General features: G+C 64.2%; 15 protein-coding genes. 5 read left to right on the forward strand and 10 right to left on the reverse strand.

The window, feature by feature from the left end:
* Positions 1-175: 175 nt before the first annotated feature.
* The 3 genes from KW821_RS14210 to KW821_RS14220 are packed head-to-tail and all read right to left on the reverse strand — an operon-like array spanning position 176 to position 2,831.
* Positions 176-781 (reverse strand): NapC/NirT family cytochrome c, encoded by a 606-nt coding sequence (locus KW821_RS14210; RefSeq protein WP_084228398.1) that lies wholly within the window; start codon positions 779-781, stop codon positions 176-178.
* A gap of 11 nt (positions 782-792) precedes the next feature.
* Positions 793-1,203 (reverse strand): cytochrome c3 family protein, encoded by a 411-nt coding sequence (locus KW821_RS14215; RefSeq protein ID WP_084228397.1) that lies wholly within the window; start codon positions 1,201-1,203, stop codon positions 793-795.
* 11 nt (positions 1,204-1,214) lie between these two features.
* The gene (locus KW821_RS14220; protein WP_218291906.1) at positions 1,215-2,831 is read right to left on the reverse strand and encodes an FAD-binding protein; all 1,617 of its coding nucleotides are present in this window, start codon (positions 2,829-2,831) and stop codon (positions 1,215-1,217) included.
* Positions 2,832-2,994: 163 nt separating this feature from the next.
* Between KW821_RS14220 and KW821_RS14225 the strand changes: the two genes are divergently transcribed.
* Together KW821_RS14225 and KW821_RS14230 are read left to right on the forward strand one after the other, a co-directional pair.
* Positions 2,995-4,821, forward strand: coding sequence for a PhnD/SsuA/transferrin family substrate-binding protein (locus KW821_RS14225; protein ID WP_218291907.1), 1,827 nt, complete (start codon positions 2,995-2,997; stop codon positions 4,819-4,821).
* On the forward strand, positions 4,818-5,468 hold the full coding sequence (locus tag KW821_RS14230; protein ID WP_218291908.1) for a response regulator transcription factor: 651 nt from the start codon (positions 4,818-4,820) through the stop codon (positions 5,466-5,468). The genes KW821_RS14225 and KW821_RS14230 overlap by 4 nt, the downstream gene beginning before the upstream one ends.
* Before the next feature lie 58 nt (positions 5,469-5,526).
* On the opposite strand, the gene kdsB is transcribed toward KW821_RS14230, so the two are convergent.
* The 5 genes from kdsB to KW821_RS14255 all read right to left on the reverse strand — a co-directional run bounded on the left by kdsB (position 5,527) and on the right by KW821_RS14255 (position 11,926).
* A complete protein-coding gene (gene kdsB, locus KW821_RS14235; RefSeq protein WP_218291909.1) occupies positions 5,527-6,288 on the reverse strand; it encodes a 3-deoxy-manno-octulosonate cytidylyltransferase in 762 nt (253 codons plus the stop codon).
* Positions 6,285-6,485, reverse strand: coding sequence for a Trm112 family protein (locus tag KW821_RS14240; protein WP_033131188.1), 201 nt, complete (start codon positions 6,483-6,485; stop codon positions 6,285-6,287). Before KW821_RS14240 ends, kdsB begins: the two co-directional genes overlap by 4 nt.
* Positions 6,486-6,696: 211 nt before the next feature.
* Positions 6,697-7,683 carry a tetraacyldisaccharide 4'-kinase gene (lpxK, locus tag KW821_RS14245; protein ID WP_218291910.1) on the reverse strand — a complete coding sequence of 329 codons (987 nt, stop codon included), beginning with the start codon at positions 7,681-7,683 and terminating at the stop codon, positions 6,697-6,699.
* Positions 7,683-9,452, reverse strand: a complete 1,770-nt coding sequence (msbA, locus tag KW821_RS14250; RefSeq protein ID WP_218291911.1) for a lipid A ABC transporter ATP-binding protein/permease MsbA — start codon at positions 9,450-9,452, stop codon at positions 7,683-7,685. Before msbA ends, lpxK begins: the two co-directional genes overlap by 1 nt.
* A gap of 272 nt (positions 9,453-9,724) precedes the next feature.
* Positions 9,725-11,926 carry a DNA internalization-related competence protein ComEC/Rec2 gene (locus tag KW821_RS14255; RefSeq protein ID WP_218291993.1) on the reverse strand — a complete coding sequence of 734 codons (2,202 nt, stop codon included), beginning with the start codon at positions 11,924-11,926 and terminating at the stop codon, positions 9,725-9,727.
* 28 nt (positions 11,927-11,954) lie between these two features.
* Between KW821_RS14255 and KW821_RS14260 the strand changes: the two genes are divergently transcribed.
* From KW821_RS14260 to KW821_RS14270, 3 genes are all read left to right on the forward strand, one after another.
* Positions 11,955-12,473 (forward strand): DUF2062 domain-containing protein, encoded by a 519-nt coding sequence (locus tag KW821_RS14260; RefSeq protein ID WP_042654583.1) that lies wholly within the window; start codon positions 11,955-11,957, stop codon positions 12,471-12,473.
* Positions 12,467-12,964: a DUF2062 domain-containing protein gene (locus KW821_RS14265; protein ID WP_218291994.1), complete on the forward strand. Its 498-nt coding sequence runs from the start codon at positions 12,467-12,469 to the stop codon at positions 12,962-12,964. Before KW821_RS14260 ends, KW821_RS14265 begins: the two co-directional genes overlap by 7 nt.
* Before the next feature lie 138 nt (positions 12,965-13,102).
* Entirely contained in the window at positions 13,103-14,635 is a 1,533-nt protein-coding gene (locus KW821_RS14270; protein WP_218291912.1) for a helicase HerA-like domain-containing protein, read from the forward strand.
* A gap of 179 nt (positions 14,636-14,814) precedes the next feature.
* Here the strand turns inward: KW821_RS14270 and KW821_RS14275 are convergent, their stop codons facing one another.
* Both KW821_RS14275 and KW821_RS14280 read right to left on the reverse strand, forming a co-directional pair.
* Positions 14,815-16,005 carry an amino acid aminotransferase gene (locus tag KW821_RS14275; protein WP_218291913.1) on the reverse strand — a complete coding sequence of 397 codons (1,191 nt, stop codon included), beginning with the start codon at positions 16,003-16,005 and terminating at the stop codon, positions 14,815-14,817.
* Positions 16,006-16,188: 183 nt separating this feature from the next.
* On the reverse strand, positions 16,189-17,130 hold the full coding sequence (locus KW821_RS14280; RefSeq protein WP_218291914.1) for a hypothetical protein: 942 nt from the start codon (positions 17,128-17,130) through the stop codon (positions 16,189-16,191).
* Between the last annotated feature and the right edge of the window lie 66 nt (positions 17,131-17,196).

Raw genomic sequence — 17,196 nt, forward strand, 5'->3', positions numbered from 1 at the left:
CGATGATTTGGCAAACCATGCCCTGGAAAAGTTTAGAAGTGTTCGTGAATACTGTTTATTATCAAATAATTATGCACAGATTCAACTTTGAAGCGGCTGTCGCCGCAGACCACCGCCACAATAAAAAAAGCCCCGAATTTCCATCCGGGGCTTTTTAAGGCAGGGTCAACCGCTATTACTTGACCGTGCCCGCCTTGGCCGCCTCCCTGGCCCGCAGATCATGCTGGAATTGATACTCCGGCTGGGTCTCGTTGAGGCGGCTGCGCAGCTCGCCGTTGTGGCCAATGGTCACGTGGCAAGAGACGCATTGGAGTTTTTCCCCTTTTTGTTGCATCTCCTGGTAATGGGCGTGCATCTGCAGTGACTTGGGGTTGGTGGCCACCGTTTTTTCCAGCAGTCCCTGGTGACAGGAGAGGCAGCCCGAATCGTAAACAAACTCCTCGCGCCTATCCCGCTTACCGAGCCAGTCGATCTTGCTGGTATCGGTCAGCGTCACCTTGTAGACGTCGTTGAGACCACTGGTCGCTTTCTTCAGCAGATAGTTGAAGGTGTTGTCATGGGGCAGGTGACAATCGGCACATTCCGCCTTGAAGCCCACCCTGTTGCTACCCCCGTGAATATCATGCCGATAGGCCTCCACCATGGGTTTCATCTCGTGGCAGGAACCACAGAAGCGCTCGTCACCGGTCGCCTTGACCACCTCGGCCCCGATCAGGCTGATCCCCAGGGAGACCAGACCCAGGACGCACGCCAACAGTAGACCGAATTTCATTCGATTCATCAACAAGGCTCCTAGGGGGTGGGACCAAACCAGTCACGGGTATTGTCGTGGCAGGTCTGGCAGAGATTTTGGGACGGCTTGTGCTCGGCATGACACTCGTAGCAATCGAGATCCAGCTTGTCGTGCAGCGAGTTGTGCGGATTGGTGTGGTTCGCATCCATGAAACGGGTGCGATTCGCCACCTTCTGCGCGCTGCCGTGGCACGCCAGACAGTCCTCGGTCTTGAGCCGCTGGTACTGCTTGGGATCCTTCCCCTGGTGGCAGTTCTCACAGGTGAAGCCGAGCTTGCCATGATGCGGCTTGAGGCTATGGCTGGCCGCCGGGGAGACGGGCGTCATCGCCGTGACAGGAGGCTCGGCCAAGGCACCGCCGCCAAACCAGAGGCCTGCCAGCGCCATCAGGGTCAGGAATAATGGTCTCATTCCTCTGCTCCTTAAGCCCAAGGCTCTGTTTTAGCGGCATTTTCGCCGGCGATCATGCCATAGACACCGCTATCCAGGCTGCTGCAGGCGGTCAATCGGATATAACCGAAGGTACCGGCGGCGGCTTCACCGCAGACGAAGACGCCGGGGATGGGCTGTTGGCTGACCACATCCAGCGCTTCGGCCCTGGGGGTGATGAGGGCACCACCCTGGCTGTAGTTGTAACGGGGATTGAGATACATGGCGTAATAGGGCGCCTTGCCGATGGCGATGGCGCTGCCCACCACGGCTCTTGGCTTGCCAAAGGCATCCTGATCCTTGGCCATGTTGGCGTTGTATTCGGCGATGGTCGCCTCCAGCTTGTCCAGATCCATCTCGAAGCGAGCCGCCAATGCGGTCAGGGTATCGAACTTCCAGATGGTGCCCTCGGTGCCATTTTTCGCCTCCAGCGAGAGTTGGAAGCGCTGCTTGTCGTGATAACTGTCCACCCCGGTCTGGTCATAGATGAGGATCGCCTGCTGACCGGGTTTGAGCTTGCGCCGCTCGGCCAGGATCGCCAGCCCCAGACCCTGACGGTCGTTGTTGTTGTGCTCGTTGATGAAACGCTTGCAGGTCCGCGGGTTCACCAGAATGCCCCAGTTGATGTCCTCGGTGGGGATGGCGAAGGCGAAGCGGAAAAGCGTCATGTGCACCGGCTTGAAGCCCGCCTGCATCATGCACTTGAGGGCGCCGCCGGTGGCGCCTGGACTGGCGGTAGAGACGCAATCGTGCAGCACGCCTATCTCATCGCCGCGGAACTTGCGATCCTGATTGAAGCCACCCGAGGCCATTACCAGCGCCCGCTTCACCTTGTAGCGCTTGGTGACGCCCGTGCCGTTGAAGGCGGGATCGTCGTTGCGGCCGAAGTCGGGGGTATTCAGATCGAAGAAATACTCCTCGCGCACCCGCACCCCTACCACGCGGCCGGTCGCATCCCGATAGATCTCTTCCAGCTTGACCCGCTTGCGGATCTCGATGTTGGGCAGGTGCTTGGCCATGTAGCCATGCAGGTTCTTGATGACACCGGTACCGCCCTCTTTTGGCCATACGACCCGGGCGCGGGAGTGACCGCCGAGGTTTTTAACCCCAGTGCCGTTGCCCATGCTCTTGTCATATTCGACGCCGTGCTCGGCCATGAAGTCGAAGAGCTGCAAGCTGTTTTGTGCGACGACCTTGCTGATCTCGGGATGATTAAAGCCCTTGGACTCCTTCTCCATGTCCGCATAGAGCAGCTCCCAGCTGTCATCCGTCACCCCCATCTCTTTTTGCCACCGGGAACCGACCACCGCCATATTGAGGCCGGAGATCAGGGAGGAGCCGCCGAGACGGGACATCTTGTCGGCGATGACGATCTTCATGCCGGCCCGGGTCTCGGCCGCCTTGATGGCCGCAACGGAGCCCGCGATGCCGCTGCCGACGACCAGAATGTCCATCTCCTCATCCCAGGGCAGCTGAGTCGGGTCTATGCAGCTCTGGGCCTGACTGGCGACCGCAGCCGCGGGCAGGGCGGCGGCGATGGACGCAAAGGCGGCTGTCTGCAGGCCCTTGGTCAAAAAATCGCGCCGGGAACGATTGGAATTCTCTTGCATGATGCACTCTCTGCTACTGAAGGAGAGCGCCATGGTCCATAATGCGCGGTCGCCGCTCCATAGTGGCTGACCGCAGATCGGCGCCGAGATTGATCTGCATCAAGGACGCGGGGACGCCTATTGGGTCTCCTTCCCCATGTCCCCCTCCAGGAGCCACGAATTCATGGGCCGCTTCATCCTCTGTGCCTCCCTGCTCTGGTTGAGCTGGCTCGGGCCGACCCCCGCCAAGGAGTGGCAGGCCAACCTCAGGCCGGTGATCCGCATCGGTGTCATCGCCTTCGATCAGCCCGACTCCGAGAAGGCCCGCTGGCAACCGACGGTGGACTACCTCAATCGACGCCTGCCGCAGTATCAGTTTCTGCTGGTGAGCGGGGACGTGCGCAGCCTCAACCAACTCGTCGCCTCCGCCACCCTGGACTTCGTCATCAGCAATGGCCTCAAGTTTCTCGACTATCAGCGTCAGCATGATGCGGTACGCCTCCTGAGCCTGAGCCCCCTGCGGGGCACGGCCGAGCAGGCGGTCGGCTCGACCCTCATCGGCCGCGCCGACGCGCCTCCCGTCGGCGACTGGCAGGCGCTGCGGCACAAGCGCATCGTCGCCACCAGCCCGGAGGCCTTCGGCGGCTTTCAGATCATGCAGGGGCTCTGGCTCAGGGCCGGTCTTCACCCCGAAGAGGCCTTCCCCAACCTGGTCTTCGCCGGCTTGCCGCAGGAGGATCTGTTGCGCCACCTGGCGGAGGGGCGCGCCGAGGTGGCGATACTGCCGACCTGCATCCTGGAGCAGGCCATCGCCCAGGGCCGTTATGACGCCGATCAATTCGTCGTCATCATGCCGCAACCCCAATCCGTGCTCCCCTGCCAGAGTTCGACCCCGCTCTATCCCACCCTGAGCCTGGCCAAGATGGCCCACGTCAACGAGGGCTTCGCCCGGGATCTGGCCAAGGTGCTGCTGGAGATCCCCACCGACTCGGCCGCCGCCCGGGCAGGCCACTATCGGCACTGGACGGTACCGGTCAAGGATGCGGCCGTCATTGCCCTGCAACAGCAGCTGGACGCCGCCAACGCGCAACCATTGGTGGTGCAGGTCTGGTATCAATATCGCGGCTGGCTGCTGATCGCCCTGGGGGGGCTGCTGCTGCTGGGGGGTTATCACCTGAGGGTCAAGTACCTCATCCAGCTGCGCACCCGCCAGCTCAAGGAGAGCAACGCGCGGCTGACCCGGGCGCTGACCGACAATCGCCTCGCCGCCGAGCGTCTGAACCAGCAGCAGAGCCAGCTCTTCTCGGCACAGCGGGTGCTGCTGTCCGGCGAACTGGCGGCCGGGATGGCCCACGAGCTGAACCAGCCGTTGATGGCCCTCAACAACTATCTGGCGGGCTGTCGGCTGCGTCTGGCGGCGGTACCACCGGCGCTGGCCGACGTCGAGCAAGGGCTAGACCTGGCCCTCGCCCAGGTGAGCCAGGCCAAGGGGATCATCGCCCGGTTGCGCGACTTCATGCGCAAGGGTGAGGTGCAGGATCGCCTGATCTCCCTCGACGAGTTGCTGCGCGGTACCCTGCCACTCTTCCACGACCAGTTCGTGCGCCAGCGCATCAGCCTGCACCTGCCACAGGGGGAACCCGTCCATCTGCGGATAGACCCTACCCTGATGCAGCAGGTGCTGGTCAATCTGCTCTGCAACGCCAGCGAGGCGGTGGCGCTCAACCCCGACACCCGACCGCCATCCATCGCCATCCGCCAGCGGATCGAGGCCAATCGGGTGACCATCAGCATTCATGACAACGGCACAGGCATGACAGAGGCGCAGCGGGCCCATCTCTTCGTGCCGTTTCACACCAGCAAGAAAGAGGGGCTGGGCCTCGGCCTTGTCATCTGCAAGCGGATAATCGAGTCCTATGGGGGCACCATTTGGGCGGAAGCGGTGCCGCAGGGGGCGGTGATCGCCTTCTCGCTACCGCTCCAGCCACTGGAAGAAGGAGAACAGGAATGAAGGATAACGTCTATCTGGTCGACGATGATCCCGCCGTGCGGGCGTCGCTGGGCTGGCTGCTGGAGGCGGTGCAGATCAGGCTGCAGAGCTACGACGGGGCCCGCAGCTTCCTGGCCGAGGCCGATCTGAGCCAGCCTGGCTGCCTGATCCTCGATCTCTGCATGCCGGGGATGAGCGGCGGTGAGCTGCAGGAGGCGCTGAACCGGCTCCCGAATACCTTTGCCATCGTCTTCCTCACCGGTGAGGCGGATGTTGCCACTACGGTCAGCCTCTTCAAGCAGGGCGCCTTCGACTTGCTGGAGAAGCCGGTGGACTCAACTGTGCTGCTGGCGGCGATCGGCCGCGCCTGCGCCCACAGCCGCGCGGCACATGAGCGTCAGCTCGCCCGCCAGGTGCTGCAGGCACGGCTCGAGCTGCTGTCGCCACGGGAGCGGGAGATCATGGAACTGGTACAGGAGGGCATGCAGAACAAGCAGATAGCGGATCGGCTCTGCATCGCCCTGCGCACCGCAGAGATCCACCGCCACAACATGATGAAGAAGATGGGTTGTACGACCCCGCTGCAGTTGGTACAGCTGCTGACGGAGGCTCAGTTTCGTTATCCGGCTCGGACAGCGATGGCTCTGGACATCCCAACCCCTGTCTGAGCGACAATAGAAAAACGGCGCCTCTTGGCGCCGTTTTTCTCGGATGGGCACTCCGACCTCAAAGGGCCAGCAGCGCACGCACCTTGTCCAGATCGCGCTGGGTATCCACCCCGACCGGGGGAGCTTCCAGCGCCTGGGCCACGTGGATCTTCTCCCCGTACCAGAGCACCCGCAGCTGCTCCAGCGCCTCGATCTGCTCGAGCTGGCTCGGCGCCCAGTCCACATAGCGCTGGATGAAACCGGCGCGATAGGCGTAGATGCCGATGTGGCGCTGATAATGTGCCCCGATCTGCTCCTGGCTCTGGGCGAAGCGATCCCTGTCCCAGGGAATGCTGGCGCGGCTGAAGTAGAGGGCGTAGCCATCCTTGTCCGTCACCACCTTGACCGCGTTGGGGTTGAACGCCTCTTCGGCATCCACGATGGGCACGGACAGGGTGGCCATGGGCGCACTCGCGCCGGCCAGATTGTCGGCCACCTGGCGGATGATGGCGGGCGGAATGAGCGGCTCATCCCCCTGCACGTTGACGATGATGGTCTCGGGGGTGAAGCCGTAGTGACGGCACACCTCGGCGAGGCGCTCGGTGCCGGACTGATGATCGGCCGAGGTCATGCACAGCTCGACGCCGGCCTGCTCTGCAAACGGCGCCAGTGCGCTGCGCACCCGCTCGTCATCGATCGCGACTATCACCCGCTCGGCACCGGATTGCAGGGCCTTTTCCACCACGTGCTGCACCATGGGCTTGCCATGGATGTCCGCCAGCGGCTTGCCCGGCAACCGGGTAGAGGCGTAGCGGGCCGGAATGACGACGACGAAACTCATGGCTTCAGCTCTTCCAGGGGCAGATGGCGAGCCCGGTTCTCCAGCAGGACGGGGATCCCCTCCTCCAGCGGATAGGCCAGTCTGTCGAAGCGGCAGATGAGCTCCTGTGGCGCCTTGTCAGATTGCGGTTGATAGTGCAGCTTCCCCTTGCAAACCGGGCAGGCGATGATGTCGAGCAATTTAATATCCAGTGCCAAAATGAGACTCCTTCGACAATTTCGAGCAGTTTGATATCCAGCATCCAGCGCCACAACGCGGCTCCTTCAACGACTTCGAGCCATTCAATCTCCAGCGCCACAGCGCGGCGCCTTCAACATATCTCGATCAATTTGATATTCAGCATCCGGCGCCACAAGCAGGCGCCTTCAGCGCAGTCGTACCGGCGCGCAGGCCGGGCAATGCGATCTCTTATTCTCCCGCGTCGGGGCGAGCCGTCTTCAGGGAGTGCAACAGGCTGTCGAGCAAGGAGGCCGGCAACTCGGCGCTGACCGGCAGATACCACCAGCTATCCGGCGCAAAGGCCCGACACTTGACCGCGTCTTTCTCGGTCATCAGCAGGGGACGCCGGTCAAAGCGGGCGAGCAGCTCATCCCGATCAAAGGCCTGATGATCCGCATAACCGGCACTCTGTACCAGCTCATAGCCGAGCCCGGTCAGGGTGGCAAAGAAACGGGGCGGATGGCCTATGCCCGCCAATGCATCCACAGGTCCGGCGAGGGGAGCCTCGAGGGGGGCATCGTCGCATACGCGGCGCGGCGCGGCCGCCACCAGCGCCATGGGGTATTCCCCCTGGGCCGGAGTCCCACCATTGCAGATGATGGCATCGACCCGCTTGAGGCGGGTCATGGGTTCGCGCAGCGGCCCCATGGGCAGCAGGCAGCCATTGCCAAAGCGCCGGGCCCCATCCACCACCACCAGCTCTATGTCCCGAGCCAGGGCGTAGTGCTGCAGGCCGTCGTCGGTGATGATGATGTCCACCTCACCGCTCTGCTCCAGCAGCCGCACCGCATCGCTGCGTTTGGGGGCCACCACCACCGGGCAGCCACAGCGCCTGGCGATGAGCACGGGTTCGTCCCCTGCCTCGATCGTGGTGCTGGCGGCGTCGAGCCGATAAGGATAATGGGGGGCCTTGCCGCCGTAACCACGGCTGACCACCCCGGGGCGCCAGCCACGGGCCTGCAGCTGCTCCACCAGCCAGACCACCACCGGGGTCTTGCCGTTGCCCCCCACCGAGAGATTACCCACCACGATCACCGGCAGGCTGGCCCGATAGCTTTTGAGCCAACCGCGCCGATAGGCGACGCGACGCGCGCCGCTGATGATGGCAAACAGCAGGGCCAAGGGGGCCAGCAGCCAGCGCCAGCCGCTTCGCCCGTACCAGAGCCGATCCAGCATTATGCCTTGTGACCCACTGAGGCGTTACCGAACTGGATGGCGCGCAGCTGGGCATAGGTACCCTGCTGGGCCATCAGGGCGGCATGGTTGCCGCGCTCGACGATATGACCCTCGTCGATCACCAGGATCTCGTCCGCCTTCTCGATGGTGGAGAGGCGGTGGGCGATGACCAGCGAGGTGCGCGCCTTGCACAGCTCATCGATGGCCGCCTGGATGTGACGCTCTGATTCGGTATCCAGCGCCGAGGTCGCCTCGTCGAGCAGCAGAACTGGGGCATCGCGCAGCAGGGCGCGGGCGATGGCGATGCGCTGACGCTGGCCGCCGGAGAGGGAGGCCCCGTTCTCGCCGACCACGGTGTCATAGCCTTGGGGCATCTTGCTGACGAACTCGTCGGCATGGGCGATGCGGGCCGCCTGCTGGATCTCTTCCCGGCTGTAGCGATCCTCCGCCGCATAGGCGATGTTGTTGGCCACCGAATCGTTGAACAGATGCACATGCTGGGAAACCAGGGCGTACTGCTTGCGCAGCTCGCTCAGGCGATATTCGCGGATGTTGACGCCGTCCAGCAGGATCTCGCCCTGCTCGATGTCGTAGAAACGGGTCAGCAGGCTGGCGATGGTGCTCTTGCCGGAGCCGGAGCGACCCACCAGGGCCACGGACTTGCCCGCCTCCACCTTGAAGCTGATGTTGTGCAGCGCCGGGGTGTCTTTGGTCGGGTAGGTGAAGGTGACGTTGCGGAACTCGATCTCGCCACGGGCCCGCTCTAGGGTGCGGGTGCCGGTGTCCTCTTCCGGGGTGGAGTCGAGCAGACCGAACAGGCTCTGGCAGGCGGTGATGCCGCGCTGGAACTGGTTATTCACGTCGGTCAGGCTCTTGAGCGGCTTGAGCAGCATCATCATGGAGGTGACCATGACGGTGAAGGTACCGGCGGTCAGGGTCGCCTTGACGCTGTCGATGGTCGCCACGTAGAGGAACACCGCCAGGGCGACCGAGGCCACCATCTGCACTATGGGGCTGCCGATGGCATCCGCCGCCACCATCTTCATGGTCTGCTGACGCATCCGGTTGCTGACCTGGAAGAAGCGCTTGTCCTCCACCTGCTGGCCACCGAACATCAGCACCTCTTTATGACCCTTGAGCATCTGCTCGGTCGAGGTGGTGATGTCACCCACCGCCTGCTGGATGTGGCGGCTGATCTTGCGAAAACGGCGGCTGATGAGGCCAATCAGCACACCCACTACCGGGCCGACCACCAGGAAGATCACCGACAGCTGCCAGGAGTGCCAGAACATCAGGCCGAGCAGACCGACCACGGTCGCCCCTTCCCGCACCAGCGAGACCAGAGTCGAGCTGGCGGCGGAGGAGACCTGACCGGCGTCGTAGGTCACCTTGGAGAGCAGGTTGCCGGTGTTCTGGCGATCGAAGAAACTCATGGGCATGGCCATCAGGTGGCTGAACACCTGCTGCTGCAGCCGCATCACCACATGGTTGCCGACCCAGGCCATGCAGTAGTTGGAGAGGAAGGCGGCGCAGCCACGCAGGGCCACTATGCCGAGCACGAAGAAGGGCATCCATTTCAGCACTGTGCTGTCGTTGCCGTTCAGCCCCTGATCGATCAGCGGCTTGATGGAATAGACGAAGGTGGTATCCACGGCCGCATAGCCCAGCATGCCGATGATGCCGCCGACCAGTCCCAGCTTGCGATCCCGGACATAACCGAGCAGGCGCTTGAAGACGGGCCAGCTCTCTTGTGAGGTTTCTTGTTGCATGAAAAGCCGTTAATAAGGGAAATGACGGGGTATTCTAGCCAAAGCTTGGGTTTCCACCAAGCGTTGCCATCTTCCTCGCCCCCGCCTCAAAGGGAAATGACGGATTATTGTCCAAGCCAAGGCTGGACCCCACCAAGCGTTGCCATCTCCCACACCCCCGCCTCAAAGGGAAATGACGGATCATTGCTCAAGCCAAAGCCAGTCATCCTTCCGGCACCTGACGCCACCGGCTCAAAACTGAGCCATCTGGGTGAAGAGAAGGGAGCGACGGCTTATTCCTCCGGCCAAAGCCTCGGCCGCCACCAGGCGCCCCCACGCCGATACCAGGGCCCCTGCTCACGCTCGGCCCGGATCTCGAGCCCGGCGTCGCCCACCTCGATCAAAATGGCCCCGTCCTGGCCGGTCACCCACTGCCTGGCGCGCGCATATCGCGCCACCACCTCGGGGCGGGGAAACTGCCACTGGTTCAGATAGCCCGCGCTGTGTACGACCAGATCCGGCTGCACCGCCGCCACGAAGCCCGGGGTCGAGGAGGTGCGGCTGCCATGGTGCGGGCTCACCAACAGGGTGCTGGCGAGCCCCTCCCCCTCCAGCGCCAACAAGCGGCGCTCCGCCTCCTTCTCTATATCGGCGGCGAGCAAGATGCTGTGCTGGCCGTCGCTTATCTGCAGCACGCAGCCATCGTTGTTGTGGCCGGCCCCCGGCCGCTCGGGCCAGAGCACCCTGAACGCCAGCCCCTGCCAGCGCCAGTGCTGACCGCGCCGGCAGAGCTCGGTTGCCCGATCGAACTGGAACGAGGAGAGCTCGCGGCGCACCGGCAGGGCCTGCAGTATGGCGCGTCGGTTGCCCGCATGGTCCCTGTCCTTGTGGCTGATGATGAGCGCATCCAGCACCCGCACCCCGAGCCGATCGAGTTGCGGCAAGATGACCGCATCGGCCATGTTGTAGCCGCCGGGATAGCGATCCCCGGTGTCATAGAGGATGCCCCGCTCCCCGCGGGTGATGAGCACGGACAGGCCCTGCCCCACGTCCAGCACCCGCAGTTGCCAGGGGGCGGGGGCGGGCCAGGCCGCCAGCAACAGGGCCGCCACCACCGGGAGCAGCAAGGCGCGGCCGCCCGGCCACTGCCAGCCCCCCCACAGCAGGAGCAGCAGGACGCTGGCGGGCATCAACCAGCCGGGCACCGGCCACCAGAGCTGCAGATGATCGGCCAGCAGGCCGAGCCCCCACAGCACTCCCTCCAGCCCCAGATTGGCCAGCCAGAACAGGCCGTGGGCCAGAGTGGTGGAGAGCGGCGCCAGCAGCACGCCGATCAGCGCGAGCGGGATGATCCCGACGCAGAACAGCGGCAGCGCCAGCAGATTGAGCAGCAGGGCCAGTGGCGCCATGCCCTCGAACAGCAGCAGTTGCAGGGGGAGCAGGCCGAGCAGCAGCAGGCTCTGCAGGCGCACCAGGCCGGGGCGATCATCCAGCAGGCTGGCCAGCAGCAACAGCGCCACCGCCAGGAAGGAGAGCCAGAATCCGGCCGAATAGAGGGCGAGCGGATCCCACAGCGCGATCACCACGAAGGCCCACAACCAGATGCGATGAGGGGGCCAGTCCCGTTTCAACCAGCGCAGCAGGCTCCACACCCCCACCATGATGAGCGCCCGCTCGGTGGCCACCGCGAATCCCGCCAGGGCGCTATAGGTTGCGGCAAACAGCAGGGAGACAATAATGGCACCTCGCAACCCGAGCAGGCGGCCCAGCCACCAGCCGAGTACGGCCACCAGGGCAATGTGCTGGCCCGAGATGGCGATGATGTGGGTCAGGCCGCTGCCGCGAAACAGCGTCCACTGCTCATCCGTGATGCCCTCCTGCTCGCCGAAGCTGAGCGCCGCCAGCAAGGGAGCCTGACTCAGGCCCCGCCAGCCGGCGTCGGCCTCGGCCAACCAGCGCTCGCGCCAGCCCGGGGTCGCTGCCTCTATCGCAATGATCCTGCGCAGATTGCCGGTCGCCGTGATCCCCTTGCCGAGCAGCAGTCGCCGCCCGTCCAGCCCCGCCTCGTTGGCGAGCCCGTGGGCGGGCTTGAGAGAGCTCACCAGGGTGATGAGGCTGCCGGCCGTCATGGGCGGCAGCGCCTGGTAGGCGTTGAGGCGAACGAGGGGTTCCGGGCTGAGGGGCCTGTCGTCCAGGGTCGAGACCCGCAGCAGCAGGCGGACAAATTTATCACCCTGAGACTCCGTACTTTGCACCCGTGCGGTTATGATATGGCTGGTCTGCACCTCCAGCCGCTCCAGCCATGCCAACCGATACTGCAAGTTGCACTGCATCCAGAGCATGCCAAGCAACAGAAACAGCAGCCGCCAATGACGGCCATAGGCGAGCGGGATGGCGAAGGCCAGCAGCACGCCTCCCCATGCCATCGAGGGTAACCAGGGCCAAAGTAGCGAGGAGCTTGCCCCCAGGGCAAACGACAACAGACGCAGATCCATGGAGCAAGTATTTAGCAAGGTTTCAATCATGCCCAAACGACTCATAAAACGCTGGCTACCCGATCAGGAGAAGCTCAAGGAACACAAGCATTTGCGGCTGTTCGGCAAGCTGCTGCTCGATGCCAACCTCTGGCACCTCAATCGCCGCTCCGCCGCGGGCGCCTTCGCGGTCGGCCTGTTCATGGCCTGGATCCCCCTCCCCTGCCAGATGCTGCTGGCGGCAGGGGGTGCCATCGCCTGCCGGGTCAACCTGCCGCTCTCGGTGGCGCTGGTCTGGCTCTCCAACCCCTTCACCATGCCGCCGCTGTTTTACGGCGCCTATCTGGTCGGCTGCCAGTTGCTGGGCCAGCCCTCCCAGCACATCGACATCGAGTTCACCTGGCCGTGGCTGGTCTCGGTGTTTGAGACCCTGGCCCCACCCCTGCTGCTGGGCTCCCTGGTGCTGGCCGTCCTGAGTTCGCTGATTGGCTACGCCTTCATCCGCACCTTCTGGCGCATCAACACGGTGCGGCAATGGCAGCGGCGCAAGGTGGCCAGGGCATGCTGAGTGGCTGGCTCGCCCGCCTCAAGCTAAACCCGGAGAGCCTGCGCCGGCAGAAGTGGTTTGCCCTGTTCGGGGAGCGGCTGTTTGCCCCGGCCCTGTGGCAGAGTGGCCGGCGGGCGCTGGGTGGCGCCATGGCGGCCGGGATCTTCGCCTGCTGGATCCCGGTGCCCATGCACTCGCTCATCGCGGTTGCCCTGGTGGTCGCCTTTGGCTTCAATCTGCCGCTGGCCCTGCTCGCCGTCTGGTTCAACAACCCGCTGACCCTGCCCTTCATGTATCTGTGGGCCTATCGCACCGGCTGCCTGGTATTGCAACAGACACCTGAGCCCTTCCATCTCAACTGGTCCCTGCACTGGCTGGAGCACGAGGCGGCCACCCTGATGCCCCCCTTCCTGCTCGGTAGCCTGCTGCTGGCGGTGCTGACCTCCCTCGCCGGCGGCCTGCTCACCCTGCTGCTGCTCACCCTGGCCCGACGCGGCAAGCGCCCCCGCTAAGCCATTGACTCGGCACGGGATGACGAGATGCTGACACAAGCCTGACTGCCCCCTCGCCTTGCCATCAACTGGCTCTGCCACCACACTCCTATCAGCCTGATTTCTCTTTGCACGACAAACCGAGATAAGGAGTCCCCCATGGCCGAACCACTGACCCTCGCCTACGCCAATGGCCGTCCCATCTGCCTGCTACCGGCCCTGGCCAATCGCCACGGTCTCATCACCGGCGCCACCGGGACCGGCAAGACGGTGACCCTGCAGGTGATGGCGGAGGGATTCTCCCGGTTGGGGGTGCCCGTGTTCCTGGCGGATGTGAAGGGGGATCTCGCGGGTCTGGGGGCCGCAGGCACCCCCTCCACCAAACTGGATGCCCGCCTGGCCCAACTCGGCATCCCGGCCCCCGCCTTCGCCCCCAGCCCGGTGCTGTGCTGGGATCTGTTCGCCGAGCAGGGTCACCCGGTGCGGGCCACCGTCTCCGACATGGGACCCCTGCTGCTGGCCCGCCTGCTCGTCCTCAATGACACCCAGAGCGGCGTGCTGGAGCTGGTGTTCAGGGTGGCGGACGACGAGGGCCTGCTGCTGCTCGATCTGAAAGACCTGCGCGCCATGGTGCAGTTCGTTGGGGAGAACGCCAAGTTCCTCACCACCCGCTACGGCAACGTCTCCACCGCCTCAGTGGGCGCCATACTGCGCAATCTGCTCACCCTGGAGAGTGCCGGAGGGGATCACTTCTTCGGCGAACCCATGCTGGATATCCAGGATCTGCTGCAGACAGACGCCGCCGGTCACGGCCATCTCAATGTGCTGGCGGCGGCCAGGCTGACCCAGTCCAGCCGGCTCTATGCCTGCTTCCTGCTCTGGCTGCTGTCCGAGCTGTTCGAACAGCTGCCCGAGGTGGGCGATCCGGACAAACCCGTGCTGGTGTTCTTCTTCGATGAGGCGCACCTGCTGTTCAACGACGCGCCCAAGGCGCTGCTGGAGAAGATCGAGCTGGTGGTGCGGCTCATCCGCTCCAAGGGGGTCGGCGTCTACTTCGTGACCCAGAGTCCGGCCGATATCCCGGACAGCGTGCTGGGGCAGCTTGGCAACCGTGTGCAGCATGCCCTGCGCGCCTTCACCCCGAGCGATCAGAAGGCGGTGCGGATCGCCGCCAATACCCTGCGGGCCAACCCGGTGTTCGATGCGGCCGGCGTCATCACCGAACTCGGGGTAGGCGAGGCCCTGGTCTCCCTGCTCGATGAGAAGGGGCGTCCCAGCGTGGTGGAGCGCGCCTTCATTGCGCCCCCCGCCAGCCGCATAGGCCCGCTCAATGAGGCCGAGCGCCAGGCCCTGATCCGGGGCTCCCTGCTCTACGGCCGCTATGAGGCCAGGGAGGATCGCGACTCCGCCTTCGAGCGCCTCAACGGTCAGGCAGAAACCAAAGACCAGGGCGTGGCGCGGGAGAAGCCGACGCTGGCCCCGGCCCAGGCCGACGCCCCCGCCGAGGGGGGACTGCTCGATGCCCTGAGCGACATGCTGTTTGGCCGCACCGGCCCTCGCGGTGGCCAGCACGATGGGGTGGTGCAGACCGCCGCCAAGAGCGTGGCCCGCACCCTGGGCAACGAGGTCGGCCGTCAGCTGGTGCGCGGCGTGCTGGGCTCCCTGCTGGGGGGCAGCAAGCGCCGCCGCTAAGTCAACTCAGCCGATTCAAGATGAAAAAAGCCCGCCGGATATGGCGGGCTTTTTATGGGACGGAACGCGTGTTCAGCGCCGCACAGATGCTTGCTGTATCAGAGCACCTTGGCGATGGCGTCACAGAGCGGATCTATATCGACACGGGGGATCCCGACCGCACTGCGATGGTCCGTTGCTTACAGCACCTTGGCGATGGCATCACACAGCGGATCTATGTTGGCGCGGGTGATCCCGGCCACGCTGATCCGGCCGGAGCCGACGATGTAGATAGCAAACTCGCTCTTGAGGCGCTCGACCTGATCCTTGGAGAGGCCGGAGAAGGAGAACATGCCGTTCTGCTCGCGGATGAAGCCGAAGTCCTGGCTCACCCCGAGGGCCGCCAGCTTCTCGACCAGCAGCTCGCGCATCTCGCGGATCCGCACCCGCATGGCGGTCACCTCTTCCACCCACTCGGCGTAGAGCGCCGGATCGCTGACGATGGCGGTCACCACGGCGGCGCCGTGCGACGGCGGGTTGGAGTAGTTGGCACGGATGACGGTCTTCACCTGGGTGAAGGCCACATCGGCCACGGCCTTGCTCGCGCTGACCAGGGTGAAGGCCCCGACCCGCTCGTTATAGAGGCCGAAGTTCTTGGAGAAGGAGCTCGCCACCAGCAGCTCGTCGTGACACTCGGCGAAGATGCGCAGACCCTCGGCATCTTCCTCTATGCCGCGGGCAAAGCCCTGATAGGCGAAGTCAAACAGCGGCAGCCAGCCGGCGGCCGCGCTCTGCTTGGCCAGGGCACGCCACTGCTCGGTGGTGGGGTCGATGCCGGTCGGGTTGTGACAGCAGCCGTGCAACAGCACCAGCTCGCCGGGCTGCACCTCGGCAAGGGAGGCCTGCATGGCGGCAAAATCGAGCCCCTTGGTCGCCGCATCGTAGTACTTGTACCACTTCACGGTCAGACCAGCGGCCTGGAACACGCTGACGTGGTTGGCCCAGGTGGGATCCGAAATCCAGATGGTGTTGGCCAGGCCGTTGCGCACCACGAACTCGGCGGCGATGCGCAGAGCACCGGTGCCACCCGGCGCCTGCGCCGTCTTGGCACGGCCGCTGGCCATCAGGGCCGAGTCCTGCCCGAACAGCAGTTGCTGAACGATGCGGGCATATTCGATGTTGCCCTCGATACCGAGATAATTCTTGGTCTTCTCATCGCTGAGCAGCTTCTGCTCGGCTTTCTTGACGCAGTGCAGAATGGGGGTGGCACCGGATTCATCCTTGTAGATCCCCACGCCCAGGTTGATCTTGTGGCTGCGAGAGTCGGCACGGAAGGCTTCGGTCAGGCCCAGGATCGGATCCGCTGGGGCGGCAACAACCTTTTCAAACATGGTAGTCCCTGTATTCCATTGAATGTGTTGGGTGGCAGGCGCTTTTTTAAAACAGTGGCAAACAAAAAGCGGCACACAAAAGGTGGCGGACAGAAGCGCTCGTCTGGCAAGCGCTTCGTCAACTCTTTATACCATCGCGCTCAATGAGGGAAAACAGCTTTCTCAACGGCATCTGCGGCAATATCAGCCGATGGCATGCCACTCCGGCGCCAGCGCGCACACCTCGGCCGACAAGCCACCATTTGACTCAATCAAATCGCTACAAATCGCTAACAATGGTCGAGGGATCCGGCTCGGCTCCCAGGGACGAGAACCGGCCGGCGCGCTGGCATAGGCCGCCTTGATGGGCGCCAGATCCCGTGGCAACCACCAGCTGGCCGGACGGCCGAGGCGCTGGGCCAGCACCTGGACCCTATCCACCCCGGCCGGATCGAGCGCGGTGAGATGGCTCCAGAGGATATGGGGCGGCAGGGCCGCGATCAGAGGTTGCAGGGCGCCAGGATCCTCGAGGGGAATCCAGACCAGCAGCGCGTCCGGGGGCAAGGCCAACTCGGCAAAAGCGCCGACGGAATCTGTACTGATCAGCCGCAGGATATCGCCCTCCCCCCACAGGATCTTACCAAGCCCCGCCAGGGTGCGGGCCGGCAGGGCCACCTCCCCCAGCGTCCGCAGCCAGGGAGCCGCATCCAGCAGGGTGCCGTCGCTGAAAAACAGGCTGAAGGGCCGTAAGGAACGCAGCCGGAGCGGCTGATCGCCACACAAGCGGATGCCCTTGTCTTCGAAGTTGATCTGCTCGACCGGGCTGAAGCTCGCCTCCCCCTTGCGATAGAGCGCCGCCAGCACCCGCTCGTTGACCCGCTCACCCAGCTGCCAACCCTGGCCGTGCAGCCACTCCTCGGGCTCGGGCGGCGCGCTGGCCAGCTCGGCCAGCATCAATTCCCGGGTGAGATAGCGGCGACCGGCCGGGGTCAGCTCATAGTGGTGGTTGCCGAGGGCGAGCAGCAGCTGGTTGTCCTTGAGCATGCCGATGAGGGGTTGCCACTGGCGACCGCGGATCACCAGGGGGCTGTCGGTCAGCAGCTGGCGGGCCAACGCCCGCCACTCGGGGTGACTGAAATCGATCAAACGCATCCTTCCCTGTCGGCCGACCTTACTTCAACGATTTGAATAATCTAGCGATTTACGCCAAGA

The sequence above is a fragment of the Aeromonas sp. sif2416 genome (assembly GCF_019218665.1).
Lineage (GTDB): Bacteria > Pseudomonadota > Gammaproteobacteria > Enterobacterales > Aeromonadaceae > Aeromonas > Aeromonas encheleia.

What these genes read in the sequence shown, in the direction of transcription:
- KW821_RS14210 (WP_084228398.1), bottom strand. Translation starts at nt 781, where the DNA reads ATGAATCGAATGAAATTCGGTCTACTGTTGGCGTGCGTCCTGGGTCTG.
- KW821_RS14215 (WP_084228397.1), bottom strand. Translation starts at nt 1,203, where the DNA reads ATGAGACCATTATTCCTGACCCTGATGGCGCTGGCAGGCCTCTGGTTT.
- KW821_RS14220 (WP_218291906.1), bottom strand. Translation starts at nt 2,831, where the DNA reads ATGCAAGAGAATTCCAATCGTTCCCGGCGCGATTTTTTGACCAAGGGC.
- KW821_RS14225 (WP_218291907.1), top strand. Translation starts at nt 2,995, where the DNA reads ATGGGCCGCTTCATCCTCTGTGCCTCCCTGCTCTGGTTGAGCTGGCTC.
- KW821_RS14230 (WP_218291908.1), top strand. Translation starts at nt 4,818, where the DNA reads ATGAAGGATAACGTCTATCTGGTCGACGATGATCCCGCCGTGCGGGCG.
- kdsB (WP_218291909.1), bottom strand. Translation starts at nt 6,288, where the DNA reads ATGAGTTTCGTCGTCGTCATTCCGGCCCGCTACGCCTCTACCCGGTTG.
- lpxK (WP_218291910.1), bottom strand. Translation starts at nt 7,683, where the DNA reads ATGCTGGATCGGCTCTGGTACGGGCGAAGCGGCTGGCGCTGGCTGCTG.
- msbA (WP_218291911.1), bottom strand. Translation starts at nt 9,452, where the DNA reads ATGCAACAAGAAACCTCACAAGAGAGCTGGCCCGTCTTCAAGCGCCTG.
- KW821_RS14255 (WP_218291993.1), bottom strand. Translation starts at nt 11,926, where the DNA reads ATGGATCTGCGTCTGTTGTCGTTTGCCCTGGGGGCAAGCTCCTCGCTA.
- KW821_RS14260 (WP_042654583.1), top strand. Translation starts at nt 11,955, where the DNA reads ATGCCCAAACGACTCATAAAACGCTGGCTACCCGATCAGGAGAAGCTC.
- KW821_RS14265 (WP_218291994.1), top strand. Translation starts at nt 12,467, where the DNA reads ATGCTGAGTGGCTGGCTCGCCCGCCTCAAGCTAAACCCGGAGAGCCTG.
- KW821_RS14270 (WP_218291912.1), top strand. Translation starts at nt 13,103, where the DNA reads ATGGCCGAACCACTGACCCTCGCCTACGCCAATGGCCGTCCCATCTGC.
- KW821_RS14275 (WP_218291913.1), bottom strand. Translation starts at nt 16,005, where the DNA reads ATGTTTGAAAAGGTTGTTGCCGCCCCAGCGGATCCGATCCTGGGCCTG.